11 protein-coding genes are annotated in these 21394 nt (G+C 48.4%); 7 read left to right on the top strand and 4 right to left on the bottom strand.

The genetic code is table 11. From position 1 onward, the window contains the following. Positions 1 to 4 precede the first annotated feature (4 nt). The 4 genes from FXO21_RS01380 to FXO21_RS01365 all read right to left on the bottom strand — a co-directional run bounded on the left by FXO21_RS01380 (position 5) and on the right by FXO21_RS01365 (position 6604). A complete protein-coding gene (locus tag FXO21_RS01380; protein ID WP_192579145.1) occupies positions 5 to 3355 on the bottom strand; it encodes a TonB-dependent receptor in 3351 nt (1116 codons plus the stop codon). 225 nt (positions 3356 to 3580) lie between these two features. After that, positions 3581 to 4783, bottom strand: coding sequence for a FecR family protein (locus FXO21_RS01375; protein WP_149638415.1), 1203 nt, complete (start codon positions 4781 to 4783; stop codon positions 3581 to 3583). A 102-nt stretch (positions 4784 to 4885) separates the two neighbouring features. Next, complete coding sequence (locus tag FXO21_RS01370) at positions 4886 to 5443, bottom strand: RNA polymerase sigma factor (protein WP_149638414.1); 558 nt, start codon at positions 5441 to 5443, stop codon at positions 4886 to 4888. Between the two features lie 108 nt (positions 5444 to 5551). Continuing rightward, positions 5552 to 6604 carry a dihydrodipicolinate synthase family protein gene (locus FXO21_RS01365; protein ID WP_225865523.1) on the bottom strand — a complete coding sequence of 351 codons (1053 nt, stop codon included), beginning with the start codon at positions 6602 to 6604 and terminating at the stop codon, positions 5552 to 5554. 292 nt (positions 6605 to 6896) lie between these two features. Between FXO21_RS01365 and FXO21_RS01360 the strand changes: the two genes are divergently transcribed. The 7 genes from FXO21_RS01360 (at position 6897) to FXO21_RS01330 (ending at position 21367) form a co-directional block, all read left to right on the top strand. Continuing rightward, positions 6897 to 10082, top strand: a complete 3186-nt coding sequence (locus FXO21_RS01360; RefSeq protein ID WP_192579144.1) for a SusC/RagA family TonB-linked outer membrane protein — start codon at positions 6897 to 6899, stop codon at positions 10080 to 10082. A 27-nt stretch (positions 10083 to 10109) separates the two neighbouring features. Further along, the gene (locus FXO21_RS01355; protein ID WP_149638412.1) at positions 10110 to 11672 is read left to right on the top strand and encodes a SusD/RagB family nutrient-binding outer membrane lipoprotein; all 1563 of its coding nucleotides are present in this window, start codon (positions 10110 to 10112) and stop codon (positions 11670 to 11672) included. A 10-nt stretch (positions 11673 to 11682) separates the two neighbouring features. Then, positions 11683 to 13203 (top strand): hypothetical protein, encoded by a 1521-nt coding sequence (locus tag FXO21_RS01350; RefSeq protein WP_192579143.1) that lies wholly within the window; start codon positions 11683 to 11685, stop codon positions 13201 to 13203. A 192-nt stretch (positions 13204 to 13395) separates the two neighbouring features. Next, positions 13396 to 14844, top strand: a complete 1449-nt coding sequence (locus FXO21_RS01345) for a sialate O-acetylesterase (protein WP_149638410.1) — start codon at positions 13396 to 13398, stop codon at positions 14842 to 14844. A gap of 426 nt (positions 14845 to 15270) precedes the next feature. Next, positions 15271 to 17586: a PSD1 and planctomycete cytochrome C domain-containing protein gene (locus tag FXO21_RS01340; protein ID WP_149638409.1), complete on the top strand. Its 2316-nt coding sequence runs from the start codon at positions 15271 to 15273 to the stop codon at positions 17584 to 17586. A 135-nt stretch (positions 17587 to 17721) separates the two neighbouring features. Then, positions 17722 to 19179 carry a DUF1501 domain-containing protein gene (locus FXO21_RS01335; protein ID WP_149638408.1) on the top strand — a complete coding sequence of 486 codons (1458 nt, stop codon included), beginning with the start codon at positions 17722 to 17724 and terminating at the stop codon, positions 19177 to 19179. Positions 19180 to 19201: 22 nt separating this feature from the next. After that, positions 19202 to 21367: a chitobiase/beta-hexosaminidase C-terminal domain-containing protein gene (locus FXO21_RS01330; RefSeq protein ID WP_149638407.1), complete on the top strand. Its 2166-nt coding sequence runs from the start codon at positions 19202 to 19204 to the stop codon at positions 21365 to 21367. Positions 21368 to 21394: the final 27 nt, after the last annotated feature.

The raw sequence follows: 21394 nt of genomic DNA, 5'->3' as shown, positions 1-21394 counted from the left end.
GGGTTTAAAAAGTAATGTTGAGACCTATCGAAGTTACTTTTTGCTGCGGGTAACCCCGGCCGAGAGAGTTGCCTACCTCCGGATCAAAATTGCGAAGCGGCGTCCAGGTAAACAGATTCTGGGCAGATACATAAATCCGGGCACTTTGTGTCCTGATCTTTTTGGCAACCGAAGCCGGTACATTGTAGGCGAGCGTTGCGCTTTTCATCCGCAGGTATCTCGCATTGCCCATCCAGAAGCTCGACCGCTGGGTATTGTTCGTGGTAGGGGCGGCTGTGATGCGCGGGTTGCTTGCATTGCGGTTCTCAGGCGTCCAGTAATCCATGTGGTTTGTGAATGCACCCATTCCATTGAAGAAGGCCCATCCTGCATCCATATCGTAATAAAAATTGGTTTTCGCAGCGCCCTGGAAAAGCAGGTCCAGGTTGAAGTTTTTATATCTGATGTTTGGCGCAATGCCATATATAATGCGTGGACTGGATACCGGGTCGCCGATCGTGGTAATATCATCATCATTGATCTTGCCGTCGCTGTTCATGTCTTCATAGCGTATATCTCCCGGCTGAACTTTCCCCCAGGGCTGCACGGCGATGCCGGGGTTAAGCGCTCCTGCCTCGTCAAAATCTTCAACCTGGAAAAAGCCCAGGGAATGAAAACCAAACTGGGTGCCGAGCGGCCTGCCGGTCACTCTTCTGTTAGGGTTATTGAATGTAGTAGCCGTTTCGAAAACCTGAAGTACTTTGTTTTTGGCATAGGTAAGGTTTCCGGAAAGCGATAGCTGCAAATCGTTGGAAACGCGGTAATTGGATCCGATAGAAAGGTCGAAACCGCGGTTGTCCATAATTCCGTCGTTTACCTGGCTCAGTCCGATGCCGTATTCCAGCGGAAGTACTACATCCGGGTTTACGAGCATATTGGAGCGTTTTTCGTAGAAATAATCCACTTCAAAATTCAGCAGCCCGCGCCATAGTGTACCTTCCAGACCGATATCGGTTTTCCTGGCTCTTTCCCAGGTAATGTTCGGATTGGCCTGGTTTCTTTCACGTACGGATTGCACCGCGTTGCCGCCGATGACATAAGCGGGTCCCACTACATTGTAGGTACTCAGGTACTGGAAAGGGCTGCCTGCGAGCGCGCCTACTTCTCCGTAAGACGCTCGTACTTTCAGGTTATCCAGCCAGCGTACTTTTCCTTTCAGAAACTGCTCTTCCGATAACCGCCAGCCCGCTGAAAATGCAGGGAAAAAACCAAACCGTTTTTCTGGTGAGAAGAAATAGCTGCCATCGTAACGACCGCTCGCTTCCAGCAGATATTTATCGGCATAGTCGTAGGTAACCCTGTAAACTACACCTACCTGCCGCGCCGAGCTGGATGTTCCGCTGGTGGTCATATCGGCATTACTGGAACTGCCCATATTGATTTCGTCGATGGTCAGATTGTAGTTTCTGCGGGAAGCTGCCAGGCTCATGGATTCATTGGCCTTTGCTTCGAAAAGTCCGAGGACGCCGATATTATTTTTTCCGAAAGAGCGGTTATAATTCAGGCCTGCCTGGTAGGTTAACTGGTGATTTTTGGCCAGGCTTTGATTCAGGGAAGGTTGCGCTTGTCCGAAAATACCGTCTGTGATCACGTAGGGCTTTGTAGCAGTATTGATAGAGGCAAGATGTACAGGCAACGCCCAGAGTTTACTTAGGTCAGTCGTCGGATCGTAGGCGATGGTACCTTTAAAGCTTAATCCTTCGATAAACGGAATCTGCTGTTCCAGCGAGAGTTGCGTGTAAATGCTGGTCGTATTATTGCGCTGATAGCCGCTGCTCAGAATGCTCCCGGTAACATAGGAGCCATTCATTCCATTGCTGAAAAACAAAGGCCCGTTCTGGGGATGTGCGTAATGAAGCAGCTCGAAGATCCGCGCGGTATTAATAGAAGGGTAGAGCGATTTCTGGACCCGGCCATTCAGGTTCAGCGAAATTTTGGTAGAGTTTGTAACGTTAGCGTCCAGGTTAAGTGCAAGATTGTATCTGTTGTTGTTTGTGGAAGGCCACATGCCAGCCTGGTGCTGGTAACCCACACTGGCATAATAGGATATGCGTTCTGCGCCTCCCGAAAGTTCTATATTATGCGTGGTGATCACTGCATTTTTCGAAATGAGCTCCTTGCGCACGTCATGGTTGGGGTATTTGTCGGTATCAGACCCGTCTATGAATTTCTGAAGTTCGTCGTCGGTGTAAGGTTTAGGCAGACCCGCTGCTTCCGCGGCCGCATTCTTCAGAAGTCCGAACTGGTGCGCACTGACGTAGTCCGGCAGCGCAGTTGGGTTTTGAAAACCCACATATCCATTGTATGAAAGGCTGGGAGTGCCTTTTTTGCCTCTTTTGGTCGTGACCAGTACGACACCGTTTGCGCCTGCAACCCCGTAAGGAGCCACGGCAGCGGCGTCTTTTAAAACTGTAAAGGATTCAATGGTGTTGGGGTCCAGATGCTGGAAATTTCTAGGGATATTGTCGACGATCAGAAGAGGCTGATTGGCCCCGGTAGAAGAGATCCCGCGGATAAAGATGCTGGAACCATCCCGCCCCGGCTCGCCTGAACCTTGTTTTACAATCACCCCGGATAACCTTCCTCCCAGACTATTGCTGAGATTGGTAATTGGAATAGCTGCCACCTCTTCACCCTTCAATGTGGCAACTGCGGCGGTTACAGATGTTTTCTTTTGTACGCCGTAGCCCACCACCACCATTTCGGTCAGTGATTTGATATCCGCCGTCAGTTGAATATCGATGCCGGTCCTGTCGACGGCGACCTCCTGACTCTGGTATCCTACGAAGCTGAAAATCAGGAAAACGGAACCTTCCGGCACGGTGAGCCTGTAATTTCCATCGTTGTCGGTGGTGGTTCCCTGGTTACTGCCTTTTACCATAATGCTCACGCCTGGTAATGCGTCACCTTTCTCGTCGGTCACGCGGCCATTTACCGATTTGTCTATGCTTTGCTGCACGCCCGGGTTATTTTCTTTTACCGGTTTGGGCGGCTGCTCCGAGTTGCTGAGCACGATCTGCTTCCCGGTTACATCGTAGGAAATCTGCAAGGGAGTGAGCAGCTGCCTGAGCACTTCGCCGAGCGTTGCATCTTTCACGGAAATGGTAACCGGCCTGCCGGATTCGATAACCTGGGGGCTATACGAAAAGTGTACACCAGCGGATTTTTCTATTTCTTTCAGGACCAGTTTGATCTTTTTCTCCTTCAAATCCAGAGACAGCCGCCGGTTGAGCAATTCCTGTGCAGAAAGGTCATTAGCCCAGGAAACGCCGAAAAACGTGCAAAGCAAGAGTATTTGCACCATTGAGATTTTCATACATAGGAATAGTAAATTTCTGGCATGTTCCATATTTTTGATTGTTTGTTCGTAATGATTGAAAAGTTCGGACAAAGAATTCCCTGTCAGTCTGGCAAGGCTGTTAGGAAGGAATTCCGGCCAACGATGGAGCAAGCATCGTTGGCTATTTTTTGTGACGCAGGTTTATTTGTTTTGTTTCATCGGGCGGTGATTTAGGATCAGGGGTTTAGAAATTAATATGCTTCAAATCTTTTTGCAGCCTTTGGAAGTAATAATAATCTGCGCGTCCACGATCTCGTAAGTAGCGCCAATGGACCGGCATAGGATGTCCAGCTTACCGCGCAGCGGTTCCTCGGAAAGGTTAGCCGTCAGCTCGCAACTTTGCAGCAACTCGTCGCTGTAAACAATATCGACACCGTAAGCAACTTCGATTTCTTTTAATACCTGCAAAACAGGCGTTTCATCATAAACAAATGCGCCGGCCGGTGTGGCGGGAAGCAAGACGGGGTTTTCAACAATTGCTTTGTTGAACTGTTCGCCCGTCCGCTTGAAAACGACCTGCTGATTGGGCAGCAATAAAACGCCTGCCTTTTCTGAATGCTGCTGATCGCTGGTCACGTATTCTTTTTCCTGGTATACAGACACTTGTCCGCTTTGTACTTTAACGACGATATCTGCGTCTTTTTCAAATGCACTTACCTGGAAACTTGTGCCAAGTACTTTGGTTATGATTTCATTTGCATAGACCAAAAACGGCCTTTCCGGGTTTTTACGAACGTCAAAGTCTGCTTTCCCTGACAGGTATATGTTCCTGATTTGATTTCCGTAGGTTGTCGGGTAGCTCATTTTACTGGCTGGAAAAAGCAGCACTGTGCTACTGTCGGGCAGGTAAATCAGCTGCGGTTCGGAAAGGGAATTTGTCTTTTCAATCAGTGGATCCTGCAATGTGGACACCTGCTTGTCATAAATTGAATTTGCGGTATTGTTATGCCGGATCAGCCAGTAACCTCCCGCGAGCACAGCTAGCACCACACACGCCGCCAGCACGCGGCTTTGTTTCCGGATCGTCAACGGAATTACTTTCCCTTTGTTCGGTTGGGCCGCATTCGGTCGGGCCGCATTCGGTTGGGCCGCGTTCGGTTGGGCCGCATTCGGTTGGGCCGCATTCGGTTGGGGCAGGACACTATGGTTGGTAGCCCAGATGCGTTGGAGCAATGCTTCCTCTGCTTCTTCCGAAAGGTAAATGCGTGTGTAATCTGTCAATCCAAGCAACACTGCCTCCACGAGCTTTCTTGCCTCTTCCCAATCGCCCCTTTTTTCGGGGTTATCGATCAGCCAGTTGTTCCAGAATTGGTTGGACGCTAAATCAGGATCGAGATAATGCTGCAAAAAAGCTTCGTCTACCGCCAGGTCTATGATGCTGAAATAAGTGTAGTCTGTAGTCACATTGCCGGTTGTTATTTATCAGTATATAACAAAACAGCGCCCGCCATACTCACCTGCCATCGAAAAAAAGTTAAAAATTTGAAAGAGCAGAAGATAATACTGCTATTGAAGCCATTCGCGAAGTTTTTGAACGGCCCGGTGAACGAGGTTTTGTGCAGACTGCCGGTTGACAGCCAGGATATTGCCGATCTCCTGGTAGTCCATATTTTCGACATACCTAAGCCTTATCGCCTCCTGCTGACGGTGAGGCAATAAAGCGATCAGCCTGCGGACCATTTCCCGGCGATTATCTGCCGCTTCCTTTTCTATGTAGATTTCATCTGCCGAAGGTTCTGACCAGAGATCATCGAAGTCACCCTGGGTAAGCGAGGAATGCGACTTTTCCTGTCGGTGCAGGAGATGTATGATCCTCACTTTAAGCGATTTCAGTAGATAATGGCGTATATTTTCCGGTACCGAAAGCCGCTCTCTTTTAACCCATATTTCAGTGAAAACATCGTGAATGCAATCAAACACAAAAGCCTCCGAAACTGGTACGAGGCTCATGCCGTACCGGTACATCGCTTTTACATGCAGCCGGTACAGGCTGGTATAGGCATCTTTGCTACCTGACTGAAATGTTTTCCATACTTGTATTTCGTCAACAGGTTCACTACTCATTAGCTGACTTTAAAAAAGCAATCATAATGGTTAAGGTTGCTTCCCGGGAAAAATACTCTGAGACCGGCTTGTCTGCGAGCTAATCATAATCGGCCCGAACCTTCGTCATTACGCTTTTACCGCTTCTATGCCGAGCCGGCTGCACCAATCCAGGAATGTACGGTGGGCTTTATCCAGAACCAGTTGTTGTTCAGGCGTAATCATTTTTCCTTTGGCCCTGCAAACCAATTCAACGGGCAGACCGCGTTTTCTCAAAAAATATTTTGAGCTCAAAGGATAGGAGTTGGAGATCAAAGGCTCCATCCGGGTAATTTCAGCCTGGATCCAGTTGGCGTCTTCGGCTTTGGCGGGATTATTGGCATTTTTACAAAGCCAGGTATGTATTTCGGGGTAAAAATTTCCGGAAATAGGGGACATTCCCTGTCCTCCCTTTTGTAGTGATTTTAGTGCGGATGCGGCATGTGCATTGTACAGCTCCATCTGAGTTCCTTTTGCCACGGCCAGTTTCTCCTCAATCTTGGCAATGTCTTCGGTTGTGTCCTTATGGTAAATCATGTTCTTATTGGAAACCAGGAACTTGAATACTTCGGGGGAAAGAACGCGCTTGTAGGGCGAGGGGCATTCATATGTACCCAATTTCATATCTCCGGCCAATGCGAAAAATTGCTCGAAATGTTGCATGAGCACAGCATCGCTTTCACCTTTTTCGGCGAAGTGACTGGATATCAAAATGACGCCGTCTACTCCGGTGTCATTGATTTTCTTTGCAAACAGCGCCTTGTTTGCCAGCGTGTCGCCGAAAGATCCGGTTGATACCACCGGGACTTTTCCATTTACATGTTTCACGACATGCCTGGTGAGGTCAATGCGTTCCTGTTCACTCAGAAAATACATTTCGCTGCTCAGGCAATTGGCAAAAAAGCCTTTTGCTCCTGCGGCAAGGTAGAAGTCGATTAGCCGGGAGACATGGTCATAGTCTATTTTCTGGTCTGTACCAAAGGGGGTAACCATGACCGGGACGAATTTTTTCTCGTCCGCCGATGGTGCGGTACTACGTGCTAATGCAGATGATACAAGCCCGCTTCCGGCGACGATACCAAGCGCCAGCGGCGGCATTTTTTCCAGAAAGTCCCTTCTGGTCACTTTGTTCTGAGTTTTCATTTCGCGTACAGGATTTAGGATTTATAACGGTTGTGAGAACTACTTTGACTCACACATTGTGTGTACGCCATTTGCGCCGCAAAGGCTATTCTTTTGGAGAAATATTCACATTGAAGTGCTTGAAAAAGACTTGTTGGTGACGGGTTTTACTTTTTATGAATTTTTTACTTAAAAATAGTACTACTCGGAGGCCTGATTAGTAACTCAGGAAGTACATGTAATTACTCCCATGTATGCTTTTGTCACAAGCAGCCAGCGGACCTCTATGGAAACCTTAAACCCAGTCAATTGCATGGAACAGAAAACTTTACCTGAACAAGGTGCGCGCTTCAAATATTACTGTAAAAGGTGCTGCCTGCTGGCTGCCCTGGCAGGTATAACGATCCCCGTTCAGGCGGCGGGCCCACCCGAATCCGCAAAAATCAAAGTCGCTATCAACAGCAATATCGGGAACCCCGTACTGCTTCAAACAGTGAAAGGAAAGGTAACCGACGACAAGGGCGACGGGCTGCCGGGCGTGAACATTCTGGTGAAGGGTACCCAGCAGGGTACAACCAGCGACGCGACGGGAAATTTTACGATCGAGGTCTCGGGCGCCAGTACCGTCCTGGTGTTTTCATTTGTGGGATATCAGCCTCAGGAAGTGACGGTGGGCAGCAGTTCGGTGCTGGAAGTAAAGCTTCTTACGGATACCAAATCGCTGGACGAAGTCGTGGTAACTGCCCTGGGTATCAAGAAAGAAGTAAAGTCTGTCGGGTATTCCGTAACGAAGGTAGACGGAAGTACCTTTACAAAGACCAGGGAAACCAATATCGGCAACTCCCTGGCCGGTAAGGTGGCGGGTGTTAATGTCGCCGCGGCCGCAACCGGGCCGGCAGGATCAAGCCGGATCACGATCCGGGGGAATACTTCGCTTTCCGGAGATAATGCCCCGCTTTTTATCATCAACGGGTTGCCTATGAACAATACAAAGTTCGGGAAAACCCAGGGCGACAATCCGGACTGGGGCGACAATATATCCAGCATTAACCCTGATGATGTAGAAGAAATGACCGTCCTCAAAGGAGCCGCCGCAGCAGCATTGTACGGGTCGCGGGCTAAAAACGGTGCTATTATTATCACCACCAAATCGGGCAAGGGCAATAAGGGCATCGGCATCGAATTCAATTCTAATAATACTATTGAGGTGCCTTTTTTTATGTGGGACCTGCAAAAGGAATATGGCCAGGGATACAATGGTGTAAAACCTTCGGGTGTCGGAGTGGCTGCGGCACACGGGCAAAATCACTGGGGTGCGCCCTATGACGGATCGATGGTGGTGCAGCTGGATGGCGTCGAAAGACCGTACTCCTATGTGAAGGATCAGGTATTGAAGGATTTTTACGGTAATGGGCATACGTCGTCCAATAATATAGCCTTTACCGGTGGCGGCGACAAAGGTAATTTCAGGGTTGCCGTGACGGATATGCGTAACAAGGGCATCATACCCAATGCGACCATGCGTAGGGATAATATCAGCCTGAGCATCAACCAGAATGCGACGAAAAACATCTCCATCAGCGCCAATGTGGATTACATCAATGAAGAGGTGAATAACCGCTATGTGCTCGAAAGCAACAATGGTAACAGTGCAGGGACCATTTTGTTTGTAAACAGCAACATGCCGACCAGTGCGCTGTCTCCCGGATACGACCCTATTACATTCAAAGAAAAGAACCTGGGTACCGATTTGGGCGCTACCAACCCTTATTATTCCCTCAATCAGATCAAAAACAACACCCAGAAAGACCGTTTCATCGCGGCAGTGAATGCGAGGTGGAACATTACTGACTGGCTGTTTGTGCAGGGAAAAGCGGGGCAGGATATGTTTTCCTATCAGATCAATAAAATTGTCCCCGAAGGTACGGGCTACCGCCCAAACGGGCAGATCGACCAGATCCAGACCAACTTTTATGAAAGAAATTTCGAAGGTATGATCGGCCTTAACAAAGCGCTGAGCAAGAACTTCAATCTCGTGGTCAATGCAGGTGGTAACCTGATGTCGCAACACAGCAATGGTACCAACATCAGCGGTTCCGGCATTATCACGCCCCGCCTGGAGGTCATAAACAATACATCAGTTCGCAACACAACCACGACTATTACGGACAACAAGATAAACTCCTTGTTTGGTACCGCCGAGCTGGCCTACAAAAATTATCTGTTCCTGAATGTCACCGGCCGGAATGACTGGTTTTCAACCCTCAGCCCAGAATCAAACAACTACTTTTACCCGTCGGCCAGCCTCAGTTACGTGTTTTCAGACGCGTTAGAGATGCCTAAGGCTATCAGTTTTGGGAAATTCAGGGTTTCCTATGCTTCTGTGGGTGGTGCAACAGATCCCTACCAGCTTAACCTGACCTACGGGGTATTGCCTTTCAGCTACGACGGCAAACCGCTGGGTACCATCAACCAGGCCATTGTTCCTAACAAAAACCTTCGTCCACTGAGCGTGAACGAATTAGAGGCAGGTCTGGATCTGCGTTTGTTCAACGGTAAGCTAGGGTTCGACATCGCTGCTTACAACAGGTCCACCAAAAATGACATTACTACCGAAACCGTTTCGTCAGTTACCGGATATAATGGCGCCGTAGTTACGGTGGGAGAGCTCCGCAACCGGGGTGTTGAAATGCTCTTTACCGTGCGGCCAGTCACCAAGAAGGATTTTAGCTGGGATGTTTCGCTCAATGTGGCCTACAACAAAAGCAAGATCCTGAAAATCTCCAATTCGACCAACGAATTCCTGCTGGGAACGTCAACCAAGGTTTTCCTCAAACAAATCGTAGGTGAGGAATATTCACAGATCGTCGGACGCACGATTAAGCGCGATGCAAACGGGCGGGATGTGATGGATGCCAAAGGCCTGCCGATCGTACCTACCACTGTGAAGGCGTTCGGTTCGGGTATTCAAAGATATACCACTGGTATCACAAACACATTCAGCTACAAATCCCTGACGCTTTCAGCCCAGGTGGACGGTAAATTCGGAGGCCTGATTTATTCGAACACCAATTATAACCTCGAACACCGCGGAATGTCGCCACGGTCGCTGCTTGGAAGAGCGAATGGCGTGGTGCTGCCCGGCGTGACCGAGACCGGTGAAGAAAACAAAGTGCTGGTAACACCCGCACAGGTCAATAACCGGGATATTATCGTGAGACGCCGCGACGCGTTGGACGACTATCTGTACGATGCCAGTTTCATCAAACTTCGCTACGTATCGCTGACGTACAATCTGCCACGTACGGTGTATGAGAAGATCGGCTTTGTCAAAGGTGCCAGTGTTTCATTGGTAGGAAGAAACCTTCAGATCCTGATGAAACATACGCCCGGCATCGACCCCGAAACGAATTTGTCGGCGGGTAATGATCAGGGGATCGAATCAACGGCACTTCCTCCTACCAGAAGCTACGGCTTTAATGTGAATCTGAAATTCTAATCGGCAACGGATCAAATCTATCATAAGATGAAAAAAATATTAAGCCTGATGTTTGCGAGCTGCATGGTGTTCCTGGCCGGCTGCGACGGCGATTTTGAAGAACTGAATAAAGACCCTAATGCGGCTACCGGCGAGCTCTTCAGCCCCGCCTACCTGTTCACCTCCGCGCAACTGTTTTCGTCGAGAGGCGATGAAGGGGCCTCACTGCATTATACCGAGACTTTCGTCCAGCATTTTTCGACACTTAGCGATGCCGGGACATTTGATTTCTTCGGTGATAAATACGTGTATAATAAGGGAGGGAGCGAGAGTTTGTGGAAAAACACATTCAATGCGATTAATGGGGGTAGTAAGCTGCTGGAAGATGCTATTCTGTTGTCGAAGGACAAACCGGAACTAAGCAATCTCCATCACATGGCGCGGATCTGGAAAACGGTTATTTATCACCGCCTGACAGATTTGTACGGAGATGTGCCTTATTCAGAAGCAAATCAGGGCTATACTACCCAGAACTACAAGCCCAAATACGATACGCAAAAGGATATTTATTACAGCATGCTGAGCGAACTGGAAGATGCAACGGCAAAGCTTGATGCTTCCAAAGGACCCGTAACGGCCGACATTATTTACGGAGGGGACGTTGTGAAGTGGAAGAAATTCGGCTACTCGATGATGCTGCGGCTGGGTATGCGGTTGCAGAAAATAGAACCGGCAACGGCCGAAACCTGGGTAAAGAAGGCGTTCGCCGGCGGGGTGTTCACCTCTGTTGACGACAATATGTACGTCAGGTTTCCGGACAAAACGGGTGCCAATCAATCCCTCGTGAACGGAGAAAGCTGGACATTATCCGTGTCGGGCGTGTCGCCGGGCAAGGTTAGCGCGACCATTTTCAACTATATGAAAAGCCGTAACGATCCCCGTCTCAAACACATGGTAGCCGTGTATTCCGATCCTTCCAAAGCATCGACCAAAAACACCGATCCCGCTATTCAAAAGGGAATGCCGAACGGTTTCAATCTGGTGACTATCAAAGAAAATGCGAGCTGGGATAATACCAAAGACCAACACCAGTATTCGGGCATTAACCGGGATGTTTACGCAAAACTCGACGGCCCCAGAATGTGCCTTACTTACGGCGAAGTCCAGTTGATGCTGGCGGAAGCGGTGGTCAGGGGCTGGATCAGCGGAGATGCTGCCGCGCTTTATAAAGAGGGCGTTGCCGGAGCGATGAAAAACGTTGCCAAATATGACGCGTCCGCGGTGATTACGGATGCCGAAATCAATGCCTATCTGGCAGCTAATCCTTTCGTAGGCATTGCTGACAAAGAAAAAGCATACGAACAGATCAATACCCAATATTGGGCGGCCTGTTTCATGAATGGCCTGGAAGCCTACGCCAATGTGCGCCGCTCCGGCTATCCCAAGCTGACGCCCATCAATTATCCGAGCAATGAAACCGACGGGACTTACCCCCGCAGATTACGCTACCCAGAAGACGAGCCGGTATTAAATGCTGATAACTACAATGCCGCTGTGGCGCGTCAGGGCACAGACGATTTCAAAACAAGGGTTTGGTGGGATAAACAATAGTCCGGGAACAATGAATCAAACGAAAAAAATAGTGTCACGCTTTCCTTCGACCCCAGCTTTCTTTCTTGCTGGGGTCTTGTTAATATCCCTCGTATTAACACCGGTATTGAGCTTCTCACAGCAAAAGGACTACCTGTTTTATGTCAAAACGCATTGTGACAACCTGATCACCTACGGGAAAGACGTGTATGGTACAAAAAAGTCGCATATGCTGGCGTCCGTGATCGATTCGCGTGATATGAGCGTGCCCAAATCCAAGGTACCTCCAACCGAAGGCACACGTGAATCGGACCGGGCTGTTGGCGGAAGCAATTACTATCATGATGTGGAAACCATCCGTATTCTGGATGATCTCACGCAACTCACCGGCGACCCTAAGTACAAATCGGCCGGCGAGGACTATACCCGTGACTTTATCAAATACTGCCAGAACCCTTACACCGGATTGCTGGGCTGGGGCGAGCATCTGTATTACAATTTCTTCAATGAAACAATCATGGAGGGCGATCTCGACCGGCCGGGAACGATGTTTACGCACGAATTTATCGAGAATACACCGCCCTGGACCTATCTCTGGAACATTGATTCGGCAGCCGTACGCAAAGCGATTGCCGGGGTACGCGGACATTTCCGTTCACCCGTCACCCAGAGCTTTCTTTTCAACCGCCACGCGCGCTGGAACAAGGTAGAAAAGCCCGAATACCGTGGCCTGGAACAATATCAGGACGGAGGGCAGGCGTGGATCAAGCATTCCGGTCTGTATGCCTACTCATTCAGCTTCCTTTATGACAAAAACCACAATCCGGAGTGGAAAAGGTGGGCGGAGGGATCGGGAAACCTTTACTGGAACTACCGCAACCCAAAGACCAACCTGATCGTCAGCTGCATCGACGACCCGCGCCCGACTGGCAGATATTCATCTCTGACGTCGACGGCCTTATTGTGTTATTATCTGTTGAAAGCTTCTGCCATCAATCCAGCGTTCGCCGGTTTCAGGGAAAAAGCCGGGGTGATGTTCAAGGCTGCCGAAAAGTTTTCCTGGGATCCTAAACAAAACAGCTATCATGCCCTGGTGGATCTGGATGGTAAACCGGTCGGAACGGAGATGATCCCTGTGATCGCCACAGGTTATGGCGTTGCAGACATGCTACTCTTTGGTAGTGTTGCGGCCTATTTTTACAAGGTGACAGGGGACAAAGCGTACCTGGCCATGGTAAAAAGGGTGGCGGATATTGTGGTGGACCATACCTGGCCGGACAAGTTTGTGGTCAACAGCCTGGCGAGTAACCTTCAATTTTCGCTGGATGCATATGAAATACTCGGTGATGAAAGGATGTATGAAAAGGCTAAGAAACTCGCCGAAATCGGCGTTCAGACGTTGTGGAGTGGTAAGCTTTTCCTGCGTGAACCCAAAGATCCTTATTATGAGGCAAAGTTGGGTACTAATTCCTTGGTGGCTGGCTTTCTGCGGCTGCATTATCTGGAGAAAAATAACAAACCAGCCGCTTCCATTGGGCGCTGGTCTATCTGATCAGGCCGAGAAGAATTAGCCTGGCCAACCCTGTTCTACTTTGTTGATTTCATGCGTTCCCTGTTTAAATGGGGTGAAATTTTTGAACCGGTTTTATGAGGTATTATTTTTAAATAATGAGAAAATTATACAATATGGTGGCAGTTTCTTCCTGAAAGCCAATTATCTGAGCAACCTCAATTTTAGATCTGAATGAGACCAAACCGTCAGCTACCACAAATATCATTTCTCTTTGTGGTATTAACCATCACGTTTACCAGCCCTGCTTTCGCGGTTGTCCGATTGCCCAACATCATCGCCAGCAACATGGTGTTGCAGCAAAAATCCGAAGCTGTTCTTTGGGGTTGGGCTGATCCCGGTGAAAAGATTTACATCACCACTTCCTGGAACACAAAAACAGATTCGGTAACAGGTGACCGCGATGCCCGGTGGAAGATCAAAGTTGCAACGCCGCAGGCGGGAGGCCCATACGTGATCACGCTGAAAGGCAGCAATGTCATTACACTGGATAACATTCTGATCGGGGAGGTTTGGGTCTGCTCCGGACAGTCCAATATGGAATGGAGCAGTTACCAGAACGTACAGCAGATCATGGATGAGATGCTCAATAGCGCCAATGCAAATCTGAGGCTTTTTCATGTTCCTAAATCGACTTCAAAATTTCCGCAGGAAAATATCGAAGGCAACTGGAAAACTTGTGAATCAGCATCGCTGGAAGGATTTAGCGCGGTGGGCTATTTTTTTGCCAAAGCGCTTCAGCAGAAGTTGAATGTCCCGGTCGGGATTATCAATTCAAGCTGGGGCGGCACTCCGGCCGAAGTCTGGGCGCCGGAAGGACTGGTTACCAACGATCCTGAGTTACTGACCGCAGCGGGAAAGCAAATCGTTACTGCGGCCTGGCCGGTTGACCCAGGGTATGCCTATAACAGCATGATTCACCCGATTACCAATTTTCCTATCGCCGGAGCGATCTGGTACCAGGGTGAAGGCAATGTAAACACCGCAGCAACTTATACCAAACTGTTTTCGGCCATGATCAACAGCTGGCGGGAGGCATGGCAAAAACAGTTTCCTTTTTACTTCGTCGAAATAGCGCCCTTTGCATATCCCAATCCCAACGTCGGCGCATTACTCCGCGAAGCCCAGGCAAAGACCCTGACCGTTCCCAAGACAGGAATGGTGGTGATCAGTGATCTTGTAGACAACATCAAAGACATTCATCCCAAAAACAAAAAGGATGTCGGTCTTAGACTTGCGAACTACGCTTTGGCGGAAACCTATGGACAAAACGTACAGGCTTATAAGAGCCCGTACTTTAACAGAATGGAAGTAATTGGCAGCAAAGCAAATTTATATTTCGATAATGCCCCTGCCGGTTTTAAAACGAGTGACGGACAATCGCCGAATGAATTTTATGTAGCCGGAGCAGACCAGGTATTTGTGCCGGCAAGCGTAAAAATAGAAAATGACAGGCTGGTGGTGTCAAGTGCTCAGGTAAAGACGCCGGTGGCAGTGCGGTTTGCTTTCAGTAACGAAGCAATGCCCAATGTTTTCAGTAAAGACGGGTTACCCGTTGCACCATTTCGTACGGATAACTGGGAAGTCAAAAGCGGTTCCGGACGAAGTGCCAATGCCGATTAGACCGGAAGCTTTCCTTACCCACCCGATCTTTGTTGGTTGAGTAATTTTCTAAATTCTCCCAGCTGGCTCGCGTTTCATTCATTCCAGGATCGAGATTCGGCTTCATGATCCCTGGATTTCTCTCATGATCAGGGTAATCAGATTGCAAACATAGTATTGAAAAGAGGCAACCAGCTATTAATTTACTGGGGTTTATTTGTATTAAATTTGTGTACTGTAAGTGAGGTAGTCTGCGGGAAAAGTAAACGGGATATAGGAACGAATTGAATTATTGCTATTATATTGGTAATGTGTCCTATATCAAGCGGTTGTATTTATCTGTCTGCATAATAGATGTGTGGAGCGTTTGGTTTTCGCTGCCCGTTACAAGTGGTAGTATATTAACATGGCTCTAATGGGGTTTACACAGATTTAGTGAATTGACAAATGAAGAAAAAAATCTTGTTTCTTTCCATCATTTTCGGCGTAGCTGCCTTTCTGGCTGTTTCGTGTTTTAAAAAGAACGGAACCTTACAATCCAGGTCGGGCAGCGATGCTGTGAGCTATAATTTCGATATCCGGCCGATCCTTTCTGATAAATGCTTTGCATGCCATGGGCCGGATTCTCAGAAGCGCGAGGCGGGGCTTCGGCTGGATGATCCAGAGAGTGCCTATGCGAAGTTGAAAGAGGGCAAAGGCGTCGGTATTTTCCCTGGTAAACCCGAGCAGTCGGAGGTATATAAAAGGATTACTTCGGTGGATCCTTCCTATCAGATGCCGACTCCGGAATCACATCTCGGGCTGTTGAACGAAAGCGAAATTGGACTGGTGCGCAAGTGGATCGAGCAGGGTGCCAAATATGAGAAGCACTGGGCTTTTGAAGCACCAAAGCAGAGCGCCTTGCCTGATGTGGGAGACGAAGAATGGACAAGGAATGAGATTGACTTCTTTACACTGGCAAAAATGGAGGAGAATGGGCTTGAGCCAAATGAGCAGGCAGGTCGCGAGCAACTCATCAAAAGGTTATCACTGGACCTTACCGGCCTGGCACCTTCACTGGCCCTTCAGCAGAAATTTGAAAAGGAAGACAGCGAGGAGTCTTACGAAAAGATTGTAGATGAATTGATTGCCCAAAAGGCATATGGAGAAAAAATGGCTTTGCTGTGGATGGATATCGCCCGTTACGGAGATTCGTTTGGGTATCAGAATGATCATTCAAGAACACAGTGGCCGTGGAGGGATTGGGTAATTAATGCTTACAATGAAAATATGCCTTACAATAGGTTTGTGACCTGGCAACTAGGCGGGGACATGCTCCCGAATGCAACCAAAGAGCAAATCCTGGCTACCGCTTTTCTCAGAAACCATAAGTATAATGAAGAAGCCGGTATCATTCTGGAGGAGTTTCGGATTGAATACAATCTTGACAAAACGAAAACGGTCAGCTCCGGTCTGATGGGCCTTACCGTGGAATGTGCGCAGTGCCATGACCATAAGTATGACCCAATTTCGCATGAAGACTATTACAGTTTTTTCGCCTTCTTCAATAATTCGAAGGAAAAGGGACAGGCAAAAATAATGGCAGGGACAGCAGTCGTTCCAACCCTTGCCATTACGGATGCAGAGCGTAAGAGTATTTTGAATTTTGTCAACAGTAAAGATACCAGCACGGTCTGGGTTTCGGTGATGAGTGAAAATGACACGCTACGGCCTACGCACATACTGGATCGGGGCGTGTATGATGCTCCTGGCAAGGTTGTACGGGCAAGCGGGTTAAAAGCTGTCATGAAATACGACACCACCAGGTACCCGAGAAACCGCCTGGGGCTGGCCAAATGGATGTTTGACAAGAATAATCCTTTGACTGCAAGGGTTTTTATAAACCAGATGTGGCAGGAATTTTTCGGGAGGGGGATTGTCAAAAGCGCAGGTGATTTCGGAATGCAGGGTGATCTGCCCACGCACCCGGCGTTACTGGATTGGTTAGCTGTTGATTTTATGAATCATGGTTGGAACGTAAAGCGACTTGTAAAGCAAATCGTCATGTCGGCTACATACCGTCAGTCGTCAAAATTGACGGAAGAAAAGAAAGAAAAAGATCCGGAAAATATTTACTTATCGAGAGGCTCACGCTATCGGATTCCTGCTGAGATGATACGTGATGTTGTTTTGTCGAGCAGCGGACTTTTAAATCCTGAGGTAGGCGGAGCAAGTGTAAGGCCCTATCAGCCAAAAGGGTTGTGGGAGTCGAGTACCGCGGGCAGGGGCGACCTGACGAAGTATGTACAGGACACGGCCGGCAAACTTTACAGGCGGGGCATTTATACCTTTGTGAAAGTAACCCTGCCCCCGCCGGCAATGATTGTCTTCGACGCCAGTAGCAGGGACCATTGTGAAGTGAAGAGGCAAAAAACAAATACTCCCCTTCAAGCGCTGATTATGCTGAATGACCCGGCCGTGCTTGAAGCGTCTCGCGTGCTCGCCGAGCGCATGGTACCACGCCAACTGTCAACCGAGGAAAAAATAAGGGAGCTATTTCGACGGATCGTATGCAGGGCGCCTACCGATAAAGAGGTTAAGCTCCTCCTGGACTATTACGATTCGGAATTTTTGAAATTTTCCAAGAATAAAGAAAAAGCTGAAAAGGTGCTGAATGTAGGTCAATTTGCGCACGAGAAAGGGGTAAAAAAAGATCAGGCCGCCGCATTGATGCGCGTCATCAGTACAATCTATAATATGGAAGAAGCGATCACGAAGAGTTAATCTGCTTTATGCTTTAGGCTATAAGCTTTATGCTATATGCAGGTTTGAATTTAAATTAGTCATTAAGGAACAATAAAAGCTTACAGCCTAAGGCATATAGCCTACAGCTCAAAGCTTACAGCCTAAAAAAATCACATGGAGAAGCCGATATTTGATTTTGGAATGAATACCAATCGCAGGCATTTTTTGTCGAAGCTCAGTCTGGGAATCGGTAGCGCTGCCTTGGGTTCTCTTTTGATCCCCGATATGTTTAAAGGGACAGAAGAAAGTACCGTTAATGATATCATCTCCGGTTTGCCACATTTTGCCCCCAAAGCGAAACGGGTAATTTACCTTTTTCAAAATGGCGCTCCGTCACAATTTGAGCTATTCGATAACAAGCCTTTACTGAACAAAATGTTTGGCGAGGATCTGCCTGAATCGGTGCGAGGGAGTCAAAGGTTGACGGGCATGACGGCTAATCAGGCAAAATTCCCGCTTGCCGGGTCTATTTTTAATTTTGCGCAGCATGGAAAATCAGGGGCGTGGGTAAGTGAGCTAATGCCGCATACAGCAAAGATTGTCGACGATCTTTGTTTCATTAAAACCATGAATACCGACGCCATCAACCATGATCCGGCGCTTACTTTTTTTCAAAGCGGATCGATGGTTGGAAGCCGCCCCAGCATGGGATCCTGGCTGAGTTATGGCCTGGGAAGCGAAAATCAGAACCTGCCTGCTTTTTGTGTTTTGCTGTCCAGAGGAATAGGTAACGGGCAGGGCGTGTATTCCAAGTTGTGGACCAATGGTTTCCTGGATTCGGTGCATCAGGGTGTACAGTTCAGCAGCGGTGAAAACCCGGTGTTATACCTGGGTGATCCGGACGGTATGGACAGGACCGAGCGGCGTGAAATGCTTGATAAGTTAGCGGCATTGAACGAAGGGACTTTTAACGAATATGCAGATCCTGAGATCGTTACTAAAATTCAACAATATGAAATGGCATACAGGATGCAGGCTGCTGTTCCTGAAATTGCGGATATGAGCAAAGAGCCGGAGTCTATTGTTAAAATGTATGGTCCCGAATGCCTTGTGCCCGGTTCTTACGCAGCAAACTGCCTTCTGGCCAGGAAATTGTCTGAGCAAGGTGTACGGTTTGTACAGCTTTATCACCAGGGCTGGGATGGTCATTCGAATTTACCGAAAGAAATCAGGGCCCAGTCTATGGACGTGGACCAGGCGTCTGCCGCATTGGTTACGGATTTGAAACAACGCGGGTTGCTGGATGAAACCCTGGTGATCTGGGGTGGAGAGTTTGGCAGGACCAACTATTGCCAGGGAACGCTAACCAGAGAAAACTACGGAAGGGACCATCACCCGAGAGCTTTCACGATCTGGATGGCAGGCGGGGGTATTAAACCCGGAGTGACCTACGGGGAGACTGACGATTTCGGTTATAATGTGGTAAAAGACCCGGTACACGTTCACGATTTGCATGCGACTATTTTAAACCAGCTTGGCCTGGATCATGAAAAACTGGTTTTCAAACACCAGGGACGACGTTACCGCCTCACGGATGTGGCTGGCAAACTGGTGAAAGGTATCATAGCCTAATTTTTAATAAACCTCTATCGCGGTGCTAAAATATTTATCGGATTGGAAAGGGCTCATTTATAATCTTGCCTTCTTTCTAAACGGGTTACTCCTTTTTCTCTTGTTTTTTGAAGACCGCTTTACAGTTCCTTTCTGGATGCTGGCGGTGGGGCGGCTGCACCCATTGGTTTTGCACTTTCCGCTGGTGCTACTGATGCTATACAGCTTGTGGGTGATAGTCGTCGAAAAGCCTGATTCTGTCCGGTGGAATGAGGAGTTAGCAGACAGTTTACTGGTTATTGGCATGTTTACCGCTGCGGTCGCGGCGTTTTCGGGGTTTGTTTTGTCCAGAGAAGAGGGTTACGAATCGGATACTTTGTTATGGCACAAATGGCTGGGGATCGCAATTTCGCTTATAAGTATCGGCTGGTATGGATTGCGAAATTACCTCGAACCGTCTAAGCTATTGTCAAAAGTAGTTGCAGCGTTATTCCTGGTGCTGATTTCCGTCGGGGGCCACCTGGGTGGTAACCTGACGCACGGCGAGGATTTTCTGATCTCTCCACTGGGGCCGTCAGTTGAGGACGCTCCCAAAGTAGCATTTGCAGAAGCCAGGGTTTACGACAACCTGGTCAAGCCTGTACTTGAACAGAAATGCCTCTCATGTCATAATGAAGAAAAATCGAAGGGTGGATTGCAAATGCAAACCCAGGCTTTGCTGATCAAAGGAGGTAAGGGTGGAATACTTTGGGATACGACCAAAGCCGATCTTGGCCTATTGATCAGCAGTTTGCACTTGCCATTGGAGGATAAAAAGCATATGCCCCCGCGTGGAAAAGTGCAGCTGACCGACGATGAAATCGTGCTTTTGGCAACCTGGGTGAAAGGCGGATCGCGTTTCGACCAGCTGGTGAGCTCCTTATCACCGCAAAACCCGGTCTATACATATGGTCAAAAAGTACTCGGGGGCGACCGTACCGAGGAGCATTATGATTTCAGCGCTGCCGATGCAGATGAAGTGCAGAAATTGAATACGAACTACCGTCTGATCAGACCTTTATCGGCAGAGTCACCCGCATTATTTGTCAATTTTTACAATAGGACGAGTTTCAAAAGCGAAAATATTGAGGAGTTAATGCCATTGAAGGGGCAGATCGTTTCGATGGACTTCAGTAAAATGCCGGTCAGTGACGGAGATTTAAAGAAACTGGCACAATTTCCAGAGCTTCGCAAGCTTATCCTGAACTTTACCGACATCACCGGGGCAACGCTGGGCGAGTTGCAAAAGCTGGGGAAACTGCGTGAATTGTCGTTAAGCGGCACTGCGGTTAAAATGGCTCAGGTGAAATCGCTGGAAGCCATTCCGTCTTTAAAGAAAGTATACATATGGAGCACAGGCTTGAGTAATGAGGAGCTGGAAGCATTGAAAAAGGGACAGAAGATAGCTTTTGAAACGGGCTTTCGAAGTGATACAATGATCCTTGCGCTCAATCCGCCCATTATTGTAACCGAAAACCAGCTCGTTGCAAAGGACGAAACGATAACATTGAAGCATCAGATCGCCGGGGCGATTATCAGGTATACCACAGATGGCTCCGAACCGGACAGTCTTCAATCGCCTGTTTACGAAAAGCCAATCTCCATTACCCGGAACAGCATACTTAAAGCAAAAGCATTCCGGACCGGCTGGTATGGCAGCAAAGAGGCCAAAAAGGTATTTTTTAAAGCAGGTTATCCGATTGATAGTGCGGAATTGATCACGCCCGCAGATCCTGGTAATAAAGCGAAAGGAGCGGCTTCGCTTTTTGACGGAAAAGTGGGGGATACTGAACGGGCAGGCGGAACGTGGCTTGGTTACAGGCAAAATGACTTTCAAAGCTACCTTTTCCTCAAAAAACCAGTCATAGCCGGCCGTGTAACCATTAGCATGCTGAGAGCTCTGGGAAGTTATATTTTCCCCCCAACGCGGATCGAAGTGTGGGGAGGTACCAGCGGGAAGTCGCTCAAACTATTGAAAGTGATCACGCCAGAAATTCCTGCAAAGGATATTGCCGGTACGGAGAATCTGTTTTATGAGGCGGCCTTCGAACCGCAGCAATTGAGTTGCATCAAAGTCTTGGCCAAGCCTTTGTCGAAGATCCCTGGATGGCACACGGGTAAGGGGGAAAAAGCATGGGTGTTTGTGAATGAGGTGATTGTGAGCGAGTGAATAATCGATTTGAAAATTCAACCTATT

Origin of the sequence: Dyadobacter sp. UC 10 (assembly GCF_008369915.1) — a bacterium.
Taxonomy (GTDB): Bacteria; Bacteroidota; Bacteroidia; order Cytophagales; family Spirosomataceae; genus Dyadobacter.
Note: the sequence above shows the minus strand (reverse complement) of the source record. Positions and strands in the feature narration are given on the sequence as shown.

What these genes read in the sequence shown, in the direction of transcription:
- FXO21_RS01380 (WP_192579145.1), bottom strand. Translation starts at nt 3,355, where the DNA reads ATGAAAATCTCAATGGTGCAAATACTCTTGCTTTGCACGTTTTTCGGC.
- FXO21_RS01370 (WP_149638414.1), bottom strand. Translation starts at nt 5,443, where the DNA reads ATGAGTAGTGAACCTGTTGACGAAATACAAGTATGGAAAACATTTCAG.
- FXO21_RS01365 (WP_225865523.1), bottom strand. Translation starts at nt 6,604, where the DNA reads ATGAAAACTCAGAACAAAGTGACCAGAAGGGACTTTCTGGAAAAAATG.
- FXO21_RS01360 (WP_192579144.1), top strand. Translation starts at nt 6,897, where the DNA reads ATGGAACAGAAAACTTTACCTGAACAAGGTGCGCGCTTCAAATATTAC.
- FXO21_RS01355 (WP_149638412.1), top strand. Translation starts at nt 10,110, where the DNA reads ATGAAAAAAATATTAAGCCTGATGTTTGCGAGCTGCATGGTGTTCCTG.
- FXO21_RS01350 (WP_192579143.1), top strand. Translation starts at nt 11,683, where the DNA reads ATGAATCAAACGAAAAAAATAGTGTCACGCTTTCCTTCGACCCCAGCT.
- FXO21_RS01345 (WP_149638410.1), top strand. Translation starts at nt 13,396, where the DNA reads ATGAGACCAAACCGTCAGCTACCACAAATATCATTTCTCTTTGTGGTA.
- FXO21_RS01340 (WP_149638409.1), top strand. Translation starts at nt 15,271, where the DNA reads ATGAAGAAAAAAATCTTGTTTCTTTCCATCATTTTCGGCGTAGCTGCC.
- FXO21_RS01335 (WP_149638408.1), top strand. Translation starts at nt 17,722, where the DNA reads ATGGAGAAGCCGATATTTGATTTTGGAATGAATACCAATCGCAGGCAT.